Source organism: Bradyrhizobium sp. WCU1, assembly GCF_053474805.1.
In genome coordinates, this window is sequence record NZ_CM130280.1 from 474,298 (window position 1) to 489,941 (window position 15,644).

The 15,644-nt window shown below is 64.7% G+C and carries 18 protein-coding genes; 11 read left to right on the plus strand and 7 right to left on the minus strand.

Annotated elements, in window-relative coordinates:
- Nucleotides 1–11: 11 nt before the first annotated feature.
- From ACTUWL_RS02300 to ACTUWL_RS02310, 3 genes are all read left to right on the plus strand, one after another.
- On the plus strand, nt 12–212 hold the full coding sequence (locus tag ACTUWL_RS02300; RefSeq protein WP_021082294.1) for a hypothetical protein: 201 nt from the start codon (nt 12–14) through the stop codon (nt 210–212).
- A 61-nt stretch (nt 213–273) separates the two neighbouring features.
- Nucleotides 274–606 (plus strand): hypothetical protein, encoded by a 333-nt coding sequence (locus tag ACTUWL_RS02305; RefSeq protein ID WP_021082295.1) that lies wholly within the window; start codon nt 274–276, stop codon nt 604–606.
- Nucleotides 607–676: 70 nt separating this feature from the next.
- Nucleotides 677–979, plus strand: coding sequence for a hypothetical protein (locus tag ACTUWL_RS02310; protein WP_021082296.1), 303 nt, complete (start codon nt 677–679; stop codon nt 977–979).
- Between the two features lie 65 nt (nt 980–1,044).
- Here ACTUWL_RS02310 and ACTUWL_RS02315 read toward each other — a convergent pair whose 3' ends face one another.
- The 5 genes from ACTUWL_RS02315 to ACTUWL_RS02335 form a co-directional block, all read right to left on the minus strand.
- Nucleotides 1,045–2,133 carry a TRAP transporter substrate-binding protein gene (locus ACTUWL_RS02315; RefSeq protein ID WP_021082297.1) on the minus strand — a complete coding sequence of 363 codons (1,089 nt, stop codon included), beginning with the start codon at nt 2,131–2,133 and terminating at the stop codon, nt 1,045–1,047.
- 247 nt (nt 2,134–2,380) lie between these two features.
- Nucleotides 2,381–3,469, minus strand: a complete 1,089-nt coding sequence (locus tag ACTUWL_RS02320) for a TRAP transporter substrate-binding protein (protein ID WP_021082298.1) — start codon at nt 3,467–3,469, stop codon at nt 2,381–2,383.
- A 308-nt stretch (nt 3,470–3,777) separates the two neighbouring features.
- Complete coding sequence (locus tag ACTUWL_RS02325; RefSeq protein WP_021082299.1) at nt 3,778–4,011, minus strand: hypothetical protein; 234 nt, start codon at nt 4,009–4,011, stop codon at nt 3,778–3,780.
- A 189-nt stretch (nt 4,012–4,200) separates the two neighbouring features.
- A complete protein-coding gene (locus tag ACTUWL_RS02330) occupies nt 4,201–5,334 on the minus strand; it encodes an Mrp/NBP35 family ATP-binding protein (RefSeq protein WP_021082300.1) in 1,134 nt (377 codons plus the stop codon).
- A gap of 109 nt (nt 5,335–5,443) precedes the next feature.
- Nucleotides 5,444–5,881, minus strand: a complete 438-nt coding sequence (locus ACTUWL_RS02335) for a VOC family protein (RefSeq protein WP_021082301.1) — start codon at nt 5,879–5,881, stop codon at nt 5,444–5,446.
- 202 nt (nt 5,882–6,083) lie between these two features.
- On the opposite strand from ACTUWL_RS02335, the gene ACTUWL_RS02340 reads away from it, so the two are divergent.
- The 5 genes from ACTUWL_RS02340 (at nt 6,084) to ACTUWL_RS02360 (ending at nt 11,296) form a co-directional block, all read left to right on the plus strand.
- Nucleotides 6,084–6,956 carry an NAD(P)-dependent oxidoreductase gene (locus tag ACTUWL_RS02340; protein ID WP_021082302.1) on the plus strand — a complete coding sequence of 291 codons (873 nt, stop codon included), beginning with the start codon at nt 6,084–6,086 and terminating at the stop codon, nt 6,954–6,956.
- Between the two features lie 160 nt (nt 6,957–7,116).
- A complete protein-coding gene (locus ACTUWL_RS02345; RefSeq protein ID WP_035653572.1) occupies nt 7,117–8,559 on the plus strand; it encodes an L-lactate permease in 1,443 nt (480 codons plus the stop codon).
- Nucleotides 8,560–8,717: 158 nt separating this feature from the next.
- The gene (locus ACTUWL_RS02350; RefSeq protein WP_035653573.1) at nt 8,718–10,322 is read left to right on the plus strand and encodes a sensor histidine kinase; all 1,605 of its coding nucleotides are present in this window, start codon (nt 8,718–8,720) and stop codon (nt 10,320–10,322) included.
- Between the two features lie 154 nt (nt 10,323–10,476).
- Nucleotides 10,477–10,680 carry a DUF1289 domain-containing protein gene (locus tag ACTUWL_RS02355; protein ID WP_035653599.1) on the plus strand — a complete coding sequence of 68 codons (204 nt, stop codon included), beginning with the start codon at nt 10,477–10,479 and terminating at the stop codon, nt 10,678–10,680.
- Nucleotides 10,681–10,705: 25 nt separating this feature from the next.
- On the plus strand, nt 10,706–11,296 hold the full coding sequence (locus tag ACTUWL_RS02360; RefSeq protein ID WP_021082306.1) for a TIGR02281 family clan AA aspartic protease: 591 nt from the start codon (nt 10,706–10,708) through the stop codon (nt 11,294–11,296).
- Nucleotides 11,297–11,335: 39 nt separating this feature from the next.
- Here the strand turns inward: ACTUWL_RS02360 and catC are convergent, their stop codons facing one another.
- Together catC and ACTUWL_RS02370 are read right to left on the minus strand one after the other, a co-directional pair.
- Nucleotides 11,336–11,626, minus strand: a complete 291-nt coding sequence (gene catC, locus ACTUWL_RS02365) for a muconolactone Delta-isomerase (protein ID WP_021082307.1) — start codon at nt 11,624–11,626, stop codon at nt 11,336–11,338.
- A gap of 89 nt (nt 11,627–11,715) precedes the next feature.
- Nucleotides 11,716–13,293 (minus strand): 4-hydroxyphenylacetate 3-hydroxylase N-terminal domain-containing protein, encoded by a 1,578-nt coding sequence (locus ACTUWL_RS02370; RefSeq protein ID WP_021082308.1) that lies wholly within the window; start codon nt 13,291–13,293, stop codon nt 11,716–11,718.
- Nucleotides 13,294–13,556: 263 nt separating this feature from the next.
- Between ACTUWL_RS02370 and ACTUWL_RS02375 the strand changes: the two genes are divergently transcribed.
- The 3 genes from ACTUWL_RS02375 (at nt 13,557) to ACTUWL_RS02385 (ending at nt 15,636) form a co-directional block, all read left to right on the plus strand.
- Nucleotides 13,557–14,174: a riboflavin biosynthesis protein RibF gene (locus ACTUWL_RS02375; protein ID WP_021082309.1), complete on the plus strand. Its 618-nt coding sequence runs from the start codon at nt 13,557–13,559 to the stop codon at nt 14,172–14,174.
- On the plus strand, nt 14,171–14,695 hold the full coding sequence (locus ACTUWL_RS02380) for a flavin reductase family protein (protein WP_021082310.1): 525 nt from the start codon (nt 14,171–14,173) through the stop codon (nt 14,693–14,695). The genes ACTUWL_RS02375 and ACTUWL_RS02380 overlap by 4 nt, the downstream gene beginning before the upstream one ends.
- Nucleotides 14,696–14,766: 71 nt before the next feature.
- Complete coding sequence (locus tag ACTUWL_RS02385; protein WP_021082311.1) at nt 14,767–15,636, plus strand: intradiol ring-cleavage dioxygenase; 870 nt, start codon at nt 14,767–14,769, stop codon at nt 15,634–15,636.
- Nucleotides 15,637–15,644: the final 8 nt, after the last annotated feature.

Below are 15,644 nucleotides of genomic sequence, written 5' to 3' on the forward strand. Positions count from 1 at the left end.
GGAGTCGGCGAATGAAAAACATGCTCACTTTGGCGGCAATCCTGCTTGCGATCTCGGCGGGATCCGCGGCCGCACAGAGCGCTGTCGGCGGCCCGAAAAAGCCGAGCAATCTCGGCGGGCCAACCGCCCAGAAGAACCCGGTGGTTCCGGCTCCGCAGGGCAACGCACCAACGCCTCCACCAGCGCCGCCAAAGCAAGCGCCGAAGAAGTAGCGCATGCTTCGGCAATTGAGTTGGCACCCGGACATCAGCTGATCGGCCCGATGAGACCAATATGAAACGCACGACGCCCCTGCTTCTCATCGTTGCGGCGATCGCCGTCATGGCATCGGAGGTCCGCGCTGTGCCCGTTCACGTCACAACGCTGTGGTCGCAACCTCCTGCGAGCACCGTTCAAGTGCGGCTCGCCTGCGACCAGGACTGCCGTTGCTGGCAGACGCGCTACCGGCAGCGAAGCTCTCGCCATGGGATCGACGATCAAGCGCGCCTCGATCCGAACTACTGCCCCGGCGGGGGGCACTACAACGGTCATTACCGCACCGGACCGGCCACCGGATTGAGCTTCGAGAGCCGCGATCGGGTGCGCGCATTCCCGTTTCCATTTTGATCGACGGGATCGCACCGGTGACAGCCGCCCGCTCCCGCCTCAGGCCAACGCCTTGTGAAGGAACCGCACCATGAAAAGCGCTGCCTTGGGCGTCGTGCCGTTGACGGCAGCGCTGTGCCTGGGTGCCCTGTCGAACGCCGAGGCGTCCCGCACCAACCCCGACGATTGCACGGTGAGAGTCCTGCACGCCGAAGAGCTACCTTACGCTACGATCGGATACTGGCTTGTGAAAGTGACGCTGGAGGTCACCCCGGCGAGCGGACCGCAATTCGTAAGAACGCTGTTCAACAATGTCCCATGGCAGAAGTCGTCGCCCAGACGGGGCGACACTTACCGGTTGAGGTGCAGCTCGCTGGACGGGTTCGGTTATTGACGGCCGCGCCGTTGTCGGCCGCCAATGCCCGATGGGATCTCTGCACGCGCTGAAGAGGCGCGGCGTCAGACCTGAGAGTGCCGCGCCATGAAATTGTCGTAACCGACTTCAGCGACCTGGAACCACTGATAGCCGTTGTTGGAGAACGACGTCAGCGAATCATAGACCTTCTTGAAGTTGGCATTGCCCGCCGCGACCTCGGCATGCAGCTCCTTGGCGGCCTTGAAGGAGGCCTCCATCACCGCAGACGGGAACGGGCGCAGCTTGGTACCGACCGCGAGCAGCTTCTTCAGCGCGACCGGGTTGGCCTGATCGTAGCGGGCCATCATCCAGTTGTTGGCGAGATGGCCGGCCTGCTCGAGGACGTGCTGATAGTATTTCGGCAGCGCGTTCCATTTGTCGAGGTTGATCATCGCAACCAGCATCGGGCCGCCCTCCCACCAGCCGGGGAAGTAATAGTTCGGCGCGACCTTGTAGAAGCCGAGCTTCTCGTCGTCGTAGGGACCGACCCACTCGGCCGCGTCAATGGTGCCTTTTTCCAGCGCCGGATAGATGTCGCCGCCGGCGAGCTGCTGCGGCACCGCGCCGAGCTTCTGCATCACCCTTCCGGCAAAGCCGCCGATCCGGAATTTGAGGCCCTTGAGGTCGTCGACGCTGTTGATCTCCTTGCGGAACCAACCGCCCATCTGGCAGCCGGTGTTGCCCGCGAGCAGCGAGGTGACGTTGTAGCTCTTGTAGAACTCGTTGAGCAGCTCCTTGCCGCCGCCCAGCATGAACCAGGCCTGGTTGAGGCGCATGTTGGGCCCGAACGGCACCGACGAGCCGAAGGTGAAGGTCGGGTCCTTGCCGAAATAATAATAGGGCGCGGTGTGCCCCATCTCGACCGTGCCGTTCTGCACGGCGTCGAGCACCTGCAGGCCCGGCACGATCTCGCCGGCGGCAAAGGTCTGGATCTGGAACTTGTTGTCGGTGGCCTCACCGACCGCCTTGGCCATCAGCTCCGCACCGCCATGCAGCGTGTCGAGCGATTTCGGCCAGCTCGTCGTCAGCCGCCATTTGAGCTCCGGCATCGACTGCGCGATCGCGGGAGCTGCGACTGTTGCCGCGCCCGCGACACTGAGGCCCGTGACCTTGATGAAATCTCTTCGCTTCATTTTGAATCCCGCCCTGTGTGATTGTGTTGTCCGAGCGTCGACTGCTTGCGCTCGTCGCGCTGCTTTTCTTTGCCGTCATGACCGGTGACCGATCGCGCGCCGCCTTCGTGCCGAGGCTTCGGCAGCGAGCATGGAACATCCCCCGGGCGAATGCCAGACGCAAAAAACCCGGCCCCCTTGCGGGGGCCGGGCTACTTAAGTCGAAGCTTTTTGGCGCGTTCGCGTCTCGCGAACGCCCGAAACGCCGTCAGCCGCGGGTGCGCGAGCGGATCATGAAGCTGTCGAAGGTGTACTCGGCAACCTGCCACCACAGATACTGGTCGGAACGGTATGCCTGCATGGCATCGATCGACTTCTTGAAGTCGGCGTTCTTGGCCGAGATTTCACCCCACAGCTCGTTGGTCGCCTTGAGGCAGGCCTCGAGCACCTCGTTGGTGAACGGACGCAGCTGCGTGCCGCTGGCGACCAGCCGCTTCAGCGCCGAAGGATTCTGCATGTCGTAGCGCGCAGCCATCCAGCTGTTGGCGTTGGCGGTCGCGTTGGTCAGGATCGCCTGGTAGTTCTTCGGCAGCGCATTCCACTTTTCGAGGTTGCAGTAGGCGTGCACGGTCGGGCCGCCTTCCCAGAAGCCCGGGTAGTAGTAGTACTTGGCGACCTTCTGGAAGCCGAGCTTCTCGTCGTCATAGGGACCGACCCACTCGGCAGCGTCGATCGTGCCCTTTTCCAGCGCCGGATAGATGTCGCCGCCGGCGAGCTGCTGCGGCACCACGCCGACCTTCTGCAGCACCTGGCCGGCAATGCCGCCGATGCGGAATTTGAGGCCGGAGAGATCGGCGACGGTCTTGATCTCCTTGCGGAACCAGCCGCCCATCTGGGTGCCGGTGTTGCCGCAGGGGAATCCGATCACACCGAACTTCTTGAAGAACTCGTTGCCGAGCGCCTCGCCGCCGCCCTGGTACCACCAGGAATTCTGCATGCGCGCGTTGAGGCCGAACGGCACCGACGCGTAGATCGCAAAGGTCGGGTCCTTGCCGACATAGTAGTAAGACACGGTGTGGCACATCTCGACCGTGCCGTTCGACGTCGCGTCCAGCGCCTGCAGCCCGGGGACGATTTCACCCGCCGCGAACACCTGGATCTGGAACTTGTTGTCGGTCATTTCGGCGACATACTTCGCCACCTGATCGGCACCGCCATAGATGGTGTCCAGCGACTTCGGGAAGCTCGAGGTCAGGCGCCACTTGATTTCAGGCGAGGACTGCGCGATCGCCGGCGCGGCAACCGCCGTCGCGGCAGCACCGGCCGCAGAAACTTTCAAAAAATCACGACGCTTCATCGTAAGGCTTCTCCTTGAGGGGCGTTTCCCAGTGATCGCAAGCAATTCTCCGGCAGGACGCTAGCACGTCCAGCCGAGGCGCTCTGATCGGCCCTTTAACACGGAAGGCGGCCTCACGGAAACGCGACAATGGCATGACCGCGCCAATTAAACGAAAGTCTGATGACGCGGGAATCTGCTGGAAATTGCAGGCTCAGGCCGCCGCGCCGACACCTTGCCGCTGGTCGCGGACCCTGCCGCCGACCGCGCGGTAAATCGCCGCGTGCGGGCCGTCCGGTTGTTTCTCAACCTCCGGGTGACCGTGGCAATCAGCGCCGCGTCGTCTCCCGCGATTTCTTGGCCTTGTCGGCCAAATGCCGCCCACGCCGGATCCAGCTTTGCGCGGTTGTCTTGCTGACACCATACATCTTCGCGATCGTCGCCGCGGCTTCGCCGATGGAGTCGGACTTCTTCGCAACGTTGAACGCCACCCGGGAGGCCTCTTCGCGCTTCTCCCGCGTCAGATGCTTGCGCTCTTTGTCTGCTTCGCGTGACGCTGCCATGTCGATGGTCGCTCCACGACCCTTCCCGCGGTTTCGGCTTCATCCCTGGCCGCCTTCAATTGATCGAAAGACGGTATGATTCGGCCAGTGCAGCACAAACATACAGGCCGGAACCGATTCAGCAATCGCCGCGGGGCGACAGGCCTGTGAAGAAAGCCCGCCGCGGCGCGCCGGAACACCAGCGCGGGCTCAGGCGGCGGCGATCACGCCTTGCAGCTGCTCGCGGACCTTGCCGCCGATCGCGCGGTAGATCGCCGCGTGCGGGCCGTCCGGTTCGCTCTCGACCACCGGGTTGCCGGAATCGGAGGCGGTGCGGATGGCGATGTGCAGGGGGATTTCGCCGAGGAACGGCACCCCGAGCTTCTCGGCCTCGTGGCGGGCGCCGCCATGGCCGAAGATGTCCGAGCGCGTGCCGCAATGCGGGCACTGGAAATAGCTCATGTTCTCGACGATGCCGAGCACCGGCACGTTGACCTTCTTGAACATCGCCAGACCGCGCCGCGCGTCGATCAGCGAGAGGTCCTGCGGCGTCGAGATGATGACGGCGCCCTTGAGCGGGACGTTCTGCGCCAGCGTGAGCTGGGCATCGCCGGTGCCCGGCGGCATGTCGACGACCAGCACGTCGAGCGTGCCCCAGGCCACGTCGCGCAGCATCTGGGTGATCGCCGACATCACCATCGGCCCGCGCCAGATCATCGCGGTGTCTTCCTCCACGAGGAAGCCGATCGACATGATCGACAGGCCGAAGCGCGCCAGCGGAATCATCTTCTTGTCGTCGTTGAGCTGCGGCTTCTCGCGGATGCCGGTCAGCCGCGGCACCGACGGGCCGTAGATGTCGGCATCGAGCAGCCCGACGCGCAGGCCGAGGTCGCGCAGGCCGAGCGCGAGGTTGAGCGCCGTGGTCGACTTGCCGACCCCGCCCTTGCCGGAGGCCACCGCGATGACGGCGGAGATGCCGGGGATCTCGGCCTGGCGCGCCATCGGTGATTGCGCGCCAGGGGGGTGCGGATGGCGGTGCGCTGACGCCGGCTGGACGCCGCCGGCCGGCCGCGGCGCGGGTGCCGCGCCGCCGCCCGCCTTGCGCTCCGCGGTCAGCGCGATCATCGCGACGCTGACGCCGGGCATGGCGCGCACGGCATTCTCGGCCTGCGCGCGAACGCTCTCCCAAGCGCGGGCTTCCGCGGCATCGACGTTGATCGAGAAGAACACCTTGCCGTCGGTGACCGTGATCGCCGACAGCACATTGGCGTTGGTCAAGGGGACGCCGCGGGGCGACATCACCTTGGCAAGGCAATCGAGAACCTGTTGCTGCGTCACGCTCACCGCGCATCTCCTGGGCTTCTAGCGGGCATGGTCTTGTTCGGAAAACCGCTTCGTACTTTCCCGGACCGTGCCCAAGAGACGACCCAATAGAGCGTTGCAGCGCAAAAGGCTACCTCGCTCCGACGTCGTCCCGCCGCTCGGCCGGTGCCGCGGCGCCGCCTTCCTTGGCGGCCTCGTAATTCAGCTCGATCATGACCCCGTTGGGGTCGTTCACGAAGATCTGCCAGAGGTCGCCGCCGGGAACCTGGCGTGAGTCGAATTCCATACCCTTGGACTGCAGCCGCTTCCGCATCCCGTCAAAGCCCTGGCTGGCAAAGGCGACGTGATGGACGACGCCCGAATCCGGCTTCTGCGCCTCGTCGGTCGCGGAGATGTCGACCAGATGCACGACAGCCTTGCCTTCGCTGTACATCCACGCACCGGGGAACGCGAAGTTCGGGCGGGCGCCCTTTTCCAGGCCCAGAACGTCCTCATAGAACCGCACCGTGGCGGCGAGATTCCGGGTCCGTATATTGAAATGATCGAGCACACCGACGCTCATGCCCATGCGAGACACTCCCTTTTTTGTGAGGTTCTTAGGTAGCCCGATCCTAGCACAAAACCGGGGCCTGCCATCCAACGAACCCGTTGCCCTCCGCTGCGCAGGGGGTATGGTGCGGCTCCTTCCATGGACGGAATGCCCTGCCCGGCGCGACGTTTTCCGGCGGTCTTGCGGGGCGATCACCACGGCAAATCACAAGGTATCAGACATGGCTAAAGTCGCTTTTCTCGGTCTCGGCGTAATGGGCTTCCCGATGGCGGGACACCTCGTGAAAAAGGGCGGCCATGAGGTCACCGTGTACAACCGGACCGCGGCGAAGGCGAAGGAATGGGCCGACAAGTTCGGCGGCAAGACCGCAGCCACGCCGAAGGCCGCGGCCGAAGGTCAGGACTTCGTGATGTGCTGCGTCGGCAACGACAATGACCTGCGCTCGGTCACGATCGGCCCCGACGGCGCCTTCGCCGGCATGAAGAAAGGCGCGACGTTCGTCGATCACACCACCGCTTCCGCCGAGGTGGCCCGCGAACTCGATGCCGCCGCCACCAAGGCCGGCTTCAAGTTCGTCGATGCGCCGGTGTCCGGCGGCCAGGCCGGCGCCGAGAACGGCGTGCTGACGGTGATGTGTGGCGGCAGCGAGGACGCCTATGCCGGCGCCGAGCCGATCATTACCGGCGCCTACGCGCGGATGTGCAAATTGCTCGGACCGGCAGGCGCCGGCCAACTGACAAAAATGGTCAACCAGATCTGCATCGCCGGCCTGGTGCAGGGCCTCTCCGAGGGCATCCACTTCGCCAAGAAGAGCGGCCTCGACGTCGCCGCCGTGATCGAGACGATCTCGAAGGGCGCGGCGCAGTCCTGGCAGATGGAAAACCGCTACAAGACCATGAACGAGGGCAAGTACGATTTCGGCTTCGCCGTCGAGTGGATGCGCAAGGACCTCTCGATCGCGCTGGCGGAAGCCCGCCGCAACGGCGCCACCCTGCCCACAACCGCGCTGGTCGACCAGTTTTATGCCGAGGTCGAGAAGATGGGCGGCAAGCGCTGGGATACGTCGAGCCTGCTCGCTCGCTTGCAGCGCTAAGGCCTCGGCACGCGGCCACGGTGACCCGCGCAGGCGGGTCACCTGCCATGCGGCGGCGTCTCGCAAATTCCGCACCCTCGACGGCTGCTGGCGGCTAGAAGTAGCGGCGGTTTGAAACTCGCCGTCGACGCCGGAAGCCCGTGAGGAAAGCGAGACGACCTTGGAATACCTGGTGTGGTCGCTCCCGTTCGTCGTCGTCGCGGCGCTGATTGCCACGGGACGCGCGTCCTCCACCACGGTGGGGCTGTTCGGTCTCGTGACCTCGCTCATCGTCGCAATGGTGGCGCCACCGCATCCGTTTGGTGCGCGCGATGCGCTCGGCGCGATCGCTCACGGTGGATGGCTGGCGTTGCTCGTCGGCGCCGTCATTCTTGGCGGATTATTCTTCCGCGAGGTGATCTCGGAGCATGGCGCGGCAGACGATCCGGCACCGGTCGCTCCGGAACGGCGTCGCAAACAGCTCTACACCACGTGCTTTCTGATCGGCCCGTTCGCAGAGGGGGCGACCGGCTTCGGCGTTGGCCAGGTCACGATTGCGCCGATGCTCAACGGCATCGGACTCGCGCCGCTCCACGCCATCCTGTTCGGGCTGTTCAGCCAGATGATGGTGTCGTGGGGCGCAATGGCCAACGGTACGATCGTCGGCGCGCAGCTCTCCGGGATTGCGCCGACCGACCTCGGCGTGCACAGCGCCCTGCTCACCGCGCCGCTTCTGATCGCCTGGCTCTGTCTGTTCTGGCGCATCGCCGCCCTCGCCAAGGTCCCCGGCACGGCGCTCGATTTCGTCGGCGAGGCGCTGTGCACGGCCGCGGCGGCCGGATTGCTGGTCGCCGCCAATGCGGTGTTCGGTCCGGAGGTGGCAGCACTGGCAGCGCTGGGACCACTGATCGTCGCACGATTTCTGATGAACGGCCGGCCCGATCGCGAGCAATGGCGGTCAGCGCTTCGCGTCGGACTGCCCTATGTCGCGCTGATCGCGGTGCTGATGGCGACGCGTGCGATCACGCCGGTGAACGAATGGCTCCGCCTTGCGCTCGCGGTAAAGCCTTTTGCCGACGGCCCGGCCTGGTTCCCGCTGCTGCATCCAGGCTCATGGCTGCTGGTGGTCGGCCTCGCCACGGCGATCGCGATGCGGCGGCCGGCGGTGCTTGCGCTCGCACGCGCATGGACCCGTGGCCGCAAGCCGATCCTGACCATCGGCTGCTTCCTTGCGATGGCGCAGGTGATGGCGACGTCCGGCCTCGCCGATGGTCTCGCAACGGGCCTGAGGTCGGGACTTGGCCCGCTCGCCGTTCTCGCAACACCGCTGTTTGCCGCAGCGTTCGGATTTCTGACCGGCAGCAGCAACGCCGCCAATGGCCTCCTGATGCCCGCCCAGATCGCGCTCGCAAGGGATGCTGCGCTCAGCCTGCCCTGGCTCGGCGCGATCCAGAACACTGCCGCCGCGGCCCTGACCATGCTGTCGCCGGTGCGGGTCGCAGTCGGCTGTGCGCTGGTCGGGAAGCCCGACCTTGAGCGCACCGTGTACTTGCGGGGCTGGCCGCTCGGTGCGGTTCCGCTCGCAATTCTGGTCGGCGCCGCAGCGCTGTTGCTGGTGCACTGATGCGTCATCGGCGCACCAGTGCAAGCCCGGCGCAAAAGTTAATTTAACCTCCGGTTAACGGTTTTCTTTAGCTCTTTAAGTCATCGCTTAATGATTTGGCGTCACAGATAGACAATGCAAAAGGCCCGCGCGGTACGCGGGCAGGATTTGTGTTGTTTATGAGTAATCCCGCAGAAAAGCCTGAAGTTGTAGCGCTTCCGGCAGGACCTCAGGTGGCAGCGCCGGTGAACAGCCGGCGCGTCGCTGCGCAGCGGGTGCGTGAGGCGCGGGATCGGTTAACGTCAACCAGTGGAACCCGCCCGGCGTTCGACGCCGAACTGCTCCGCCAATACGCCCAGACCCGGATCTCGGCGTCCTATGTCGTGATGCTGCTCGTGGTGGCAACCGGCGTGCTGTTCGGCCTCTGGATGAAGCCGATCGTGGCCGGCGCCTGGACGGTCGGCATCCTCTGTGTCCATCTCCTGATCATTCGCAACTGCTCCCGCTTCCTCGCCGAGCCGACTTCGGTCGCGGTGACGCGCAAATGGCGGACGCGCTTCGTGCTGCTCGACCTGCTCTACGGTCTGTGCTGGACCGCGATCCTGATCCACCCCGCCGGGCGCGATCTCGCTTCCAACACGCTGATGATGTTCCTGATGCCGCTGGTGATCGCGGTCTCCAGCATGCTGGCGGCGAGCCTGCCGATCGCAGCGCTCGCGGCGACCGTTCCGGTCACGGTCGGGATCGCGCTCGACCTCGTGCTCAACGGCGCGTTCGACAATTACGTGCTGGCGCTGCTGGCGCTTGCCGCCGAGGGCTATTTCGCCCTGCTGGCGCACCGCCTGCATTCGACCACGCTTGCGACCCTGGAGGCCCGTGCCGAAAAGGACGCGCTGATCGGCGAACTGGAACAGGCCAAGGCGATATCAGACGAGGCCCGGCACCGCGCCGAGTCCGCCAACGTCGCCAAGTCGCGCTTCCTGGCCCAGATGAGCCATGAACTGCGCACGCCGCTCAATGCCATCCTCGGCTTCTCCGAGGTGATGAAAAGCGAGATCTTTGGCGCGCATGCGGTGCCCGTCTATAAGGAATACTCCGCCGACATCCATAATTCCGGCGTGCACCTGCTCAACCTCATCAACGAGATCCTCGATCTGTCGCGCATCGAGGCCGGCCGGTACGAGCTGAACGAAGAGGCCGTGGCGCTGGTGCATGTTGTCGCCGACTGCCACCATTTGCTGAAGCTGCGCGCCTCCAGCCGCGGCATCACCATCCACGAAGTGTTCGAGCACGGCATGCCGAGGATATGGGGCGACGAGCGCGCCATCCGCCAGGTCGTGCTCAATCTGCTCTCCAACTCGATCAAGTTCACGCCGCAGGGCGGCGAGATCTGGCTGAAGGTCGGCTGGACCGCGTCGGGCGGGCAATATCTGAGCGTCAAGGACACCGGCAGCGGCATCGCCGAGGACGAGATCCCGGTCGTGCTGGCCTCGTTCGGCCAGGGCTCCAACTCGATCAAGTCGGCGGAACAGGGTGCCGGCCTTGGGCTGCCGATCGCGAAGAGCCTGATCGACATGCATGGCGGCACCTTCACGCTGAAATCGAAGCTGCGCATCGGTACCGAGGTGATCGTGACCTTGCCGCCGGAACGGGTGATGAGCGCACTGGCGCCGATGACGGAAGAAGCGCCGCCGGTGCAGCCGGAGCCCGCCGAGCCCACGATGGGCGCCGACCGGAAGCGTGTGCGCCGCAAGTCGATCATGAGTGCCGGCACCGGATTGTAGAACATGTCGCGGACAATCGTGACTAGGGTTTCGTTGCCAACAAATGCAAGGCGTTCGCGCCGAGACCATGCTCGCGACAAGGAGCCGGGGCGTGATGGCGCATCCCGTTTCGAGCGACTTGCACCAGCGGCCGAAACGGTTCAACAGTTGCAGCATGAGCTCAGAAACGCCGTGTATCGCAGTCTGCATGATGGACCCCAGGACGAAGCTCTGCTTCGGCTGCGGTCGCACGCTTCCGGAGATCGCGCGCTGGCACAAGATGGATCGCGCGGAGCGGCTGTCGGTGATGTCGACTTTGCCGGCGCGCATGGCCGATGCCGGGCTCGAGCGCATGGAGCCGCGCCCGAAGCGCGCCTGACCGCCGCCGCGAGCGGGGGCGCAGCATGACCCGCATCCTCCTCGTCATCCTGCTGCTGATGGCGACCGCCGGCGCGGTCGTCGCCTATGGCGATCCCGATCAGATCGCGCGCGCCAGGGAGAACCTGACCCAGATCTTCGGCCGCACCGTCGCCGCCGCAGCCCCCAGCTCCACCTCCGCCCCCGCGGTGCAGATCGCGCGCAGCCAGGGCGGCGAGTTCGCGTTCCGCGCCAAGATCAACGGCGTCAGCGCGCCGATGGTGATCGACACCGGGGCGACCTCTGTCGTCCTGACCTGGGAAACCGCCAAGGCGATCGGGCTGCCGACCGACATGCTGGACTACAATGTCGACCTGGAGACCGCCGGCGGCCACACCAAGGCGGCGCGGCTGACGCTCGATCGTCTCGCGGTCGGCAAGCTGGTCGAGAAATCGGTGCCGGCGCTGGTGGTGCAGCGCGGGCAGATGAAGACCAACCTGCTCGGCATGAGCTTCCTCGACCGGCTGGAGAGCTGGGGTGTCCGCTCCGACACGCTGTCCCTCACCGGCTACCCCGACGTCACCGGCAGCATCAGCACCTCGAGCCGCCACCGGCGTCCGCGCACGGCGATCGACTAGGACGCACGCGCCGACCTCAGTCACGCATACAAGCTTGTGCTACCGGTCGTCGTCGCGGATCGAGGACGGATGCCGGCACAGCGGCGTGACCTGGATTTCCATGAAGGGAAACAGCGGCAGGCTGGACAGGATGTCGTGCAACTCCTGCGCGCCCGATACGTCGAAGATGCTGACATTGGCGTAGCGTCCGGCCACCCGCCATAGATGGCGCCATGCCCCCGTGCGCTGTAGCTCCATGGCGCGGACGCGTTCGGCCTGCTTCAGCGCGTCGACCTTTTCGGCTGCGATGTCGTGCGGAATCCGTACATCCATTTCGACGTGGAATAGCATGGCGATGGGCTCACTTTGCAGAAATAATGGAGCCGCCGCGCAATCGCGGCGGCTCATCGATTTGTCTTACCAGATCGTCAGCCTTGTCGTCAGCCCTGTACCAGACCGCGGCTGACGAGATTGATGTCGTCGGGATTGACGAGGTCCTTCGCCGTCCAACCCGAGACGTCGTAGTCGCTCATGCAGTTGCGAACGAAATCCTGCATGGCGCCGAGATCGCCGGTGGCGCTCGCGGCCATCAACGTCTCGACGCGCAGATTCTCGTAATTGCCGGCATAGTTGCGCTCGTAGAGCTCGTGCCGGCCGCCGAACTCGGAGCCCATCGCGTCCCACAGCAGCTTGAGCAGCTTGATCCGGTCGATCGCCGCATAGCCGTTGGAGCCGCGCACGAAGCGGTCGAGATAGGGCCGAATCGCCTCGCTCTCGAGGTCGGCCGAACTCGACGGCAGATAGATCAGGCCGCTCGCGACATGGCGCTCGATCAATTCCTTGATCCGCGGATAGGCCATCGGCGCGAACACACGATAGGCCAGCCCGTAGTTCAGGTTAGGCAGATTGTAGCCCTCGGTGCCCTGCCAGGCGATCGGCGATTTCACCATCGCGTCGGCAATGCCGTGGAACAAATTGCGCCAGGCGATGACCTCGCCGACCGCGGTCTGCACGCCGCGGAAATCCTTCGAGCCGGTCGCCTCCACCGCCATCGAGAACAGGCCGGCGATGAAGTCGAGCTTGACGGCAAGCCGTGTCACACCGTGCAGCGTGAAGCGCGGGATGAAGCCTGACGCCGGGAAGAACTGGTTGATCTTGTCGACGTCGCCATAGATGAAGACGTTCTCCCAGGGCACCAGCACCTTGTCGAACACGAGGATCGAATCGTTCTCGTCGAAGCGGCTCGACAATGGATAGTCGAACGGCGAGCCGGTCGCGGCCGCCGTGAATTCGTAGGACGAGCGCGCGATCAGCTTGATGCCCTTGGCATCCATCGGCGCGGTGAAGATCAGCGCGAACGACTTGTCCTTGATCGGGATGCCGTAATGGGCGATGAAATTGTAGTGCGTCAGCGCCGAGCCGGTTGCGACCACCTTCGCGCCGGACACGATCAGGCCCGCGTCGGTTTCCTTCTCGACATGCATGAAGACGTCGCGCACCTCCTCGATGGCGCGATCGCGATCGATCGGCGGATTGACGATGGCATGATTCCAGAAGTCGAGCCGCTCCTGGGTTCGTGAATACCACTTCTTGGCGTTGCCGGCATATTCGCCGTAGAAGCCCGAATTCGCACCGAGCGTGCCGAGGAATGCCGCCTTGTAGTCCGGCGAGCGGCCCATCCAGCCATACGCGACCTTCTGCAATTCGGCGATCGCATCGCGGCCCCGCACAAGGTCGTCGGCCGTTTTCGAGCCGAGGAAGAACGGATGGGTGATCTGTCCCGAGCCGGTATCGGTGAGAACGCCGATCTGATCCTTCTTCTCGTGGAAGCGGTCGTACCAGCGCGCCACCATCCGGGCCGAATTGCGGAACGCGGGATGCTGGGTGACGTTCTTGACGCGCTCGCCATAGATGTAGATTTCGCGGCCGTCCTGGATGCTGTCCAGGAATTCCGCACCGGTATAGACGCTGGTTGTCGACGCAGGCGCGTCGGCCCGCAGAGCTGCTGCTGTCGTCATGGGTTTCTCCTCCGCTTGTGTCGCTCGACCGGCGGACGTCGCCGCATTGGCCTGGACAATCCCGTCACGCTCTTGGTCGGCGTGACATCGGAGGAAAAGCTACGCGCTCACCCGGAGCCGGCGAAAGGTATCACACCATACCGCGCCGGCCGCCGCGGCTCGCGCTATGACTTGGGTGCACCGACCGGACGCCAAGATCGTCCAGCGGACGCAGCGCCGCAGCTGACCATGCACAATGCACAGCACGGCAGAGGGAGCGAACCATGGGCAAGGGTTTTGACAGCAGCGCTGTCGCTTTCCATCGCGATGGGGAATTGGCCCTCGACGCCAGCGTCGTCACCATCGGCGCGTTCGACGGCGTCCATCGCGGCCATCAGGAACTGCTTCGGCAGACCATTGCGGCAGCGCAGCGCCGCGGTGTCCCGGCCGTGGTCTACACTTTCGATCCGCCGCCAAAGGTGTATTTCGGCCAGGCCGAGGCACTGATCTCGCTCGACGAGAAGCTCGATCGCATCGCAACATTTACGCCCGACCATGTCGTCGTCGCGGACTTCAACCAGATCTACGTCAGCCGCAGCGCGGCCGATTTCCTCGCCGAGTTGCAGCTCCTGCGGCCATGCGAACTGATCGTCGGCGAGGATTTCCGCTTCGGGTCCTGCAAGGGCGGCACCGCGCAGCTGCTCCGGCAGCACTTCAACACGCGCATCCTGCCGCCGGTGCGCTGCGGCAATGGCGAGATCGTCTCCAGCAGCCGGATCCGGAGCCTGCGGCGATCCGGTCTTGCGGCCGCCGCGGCGGCGCTGGAGAACTGGAAGGATATCGTGACCGCGCCGCGCGCCATTCGATCCCGTTTGGCCCAATTCGAGGTCGCAAACCAATGAGCACCATCGATCCGCGTGAGCTGCGCAACGCCTGCGGCCAGTTCGGCACCGGCGTCACCATCATCACGACGCATTGCGAGGGACGCGATCACGGCATGACGGCCAATGCCTTCATGTCGGTCTCGCTCGATCCGCCTCTGGTCGCGATCTCGATCGCCAAGAGCGCGAAGATGCTTCGCAACATCCAGAGCACCGGCCGCTTCGCGGTCAGCGTGCTTGCCGAGGGCATGGAGGATCTCGCCTGGCATTTCGCCGGCAAGCCGAAGCTCGACCTCCGCGACGTGTTCGAGCGCCGCAACGACCTGCCGGTCATCGCCAACGCGGCGGCGTACTTCGTCACCGATCTCGCCGACGAGATCATCGCCGGCGACCACACCATCTTCCTCGGCCATGTCCGCGAGATGGCACTGCAGCAGAGCACGCGACCGCTGCTGTTCTTTCGCGGCCGGTTCGGCAGCCTTGCCGACCCGCACCCCGCCCCCGCGATGCTGGAGAATGCGGCCTACGAATTTGTCTGGTGAATCGACCAGCCGAAATTCCCGAAAACGGGAATGCAAGCTTGATCAAACTGCAAGAAAAGGAGGAAACGACCATGCTGAACGTCAACAAGGACACCATCACCGACCACGTGATCGCGGCGCTCTCGCCGGATATCCCGGACCGCAACCGCCAGATCATGACCAGCCTGATCCGTCACATGCACGCGTTCTGCAAGGAGGTCGACCTGACCTTTGCCGAATGGTTCGCGGCTTGTGAATTCCTGCGCCGCGCCGGCGACATCTCGGACGAGAAGCGCAACGAGTTCATCCTGATTGCTGACATTCTCGGCGTCGAGGTGCTGGTCGACATGCTCGACCACCGGGTCACCGACGGCGAGAGCGAATCCACCGTGCTCGGGCCGTTCTACCGGGAGAATCCGCCGGTGCTGCCGAAGGGCGCCTCGATCATCAAGAAGACGTTCGACAACGCGCAGACCGTGAAGGTCAGCGGGCGCATCAGCGACACCGCAGGACGGCCGATCGAGGGCGTCACCATCGATGTCTGGGAAGATGCGCCGAACGGGCTCTACGATCTGCAGGACCCGGAGCAGCCGGCCTACAATCTGCGCGGACGCTTCACCACCGATGCCAACGGTGAATACGCCTTCGTGGCGCTGCGCCCCGAGCCCTACCCGATCCCCTATGACGGCGCCGGCGGCGAGCTGTTGAAGTACATGGGTCACCATCCCTGGCGTCCCGGCCACATCCACTTCATGCTCTCCAAGGACGGCTATCAATCGCTGATCTCGCAGATCTACGATTCCGAGACCAAATATCTCGACAACGACTCGGTGTTCGCCGTGAAGCAGAGCCTGATCGGCAAGTTCGCCAAGGCGCCGGCCGGCGCCGACACCGACCTCGTGCTCGAGTTCGACTTCAAGCTCAAGAAGGCGGCCGTCGAACGGCTCGTCGCGGCCGAGTGATGCGCATT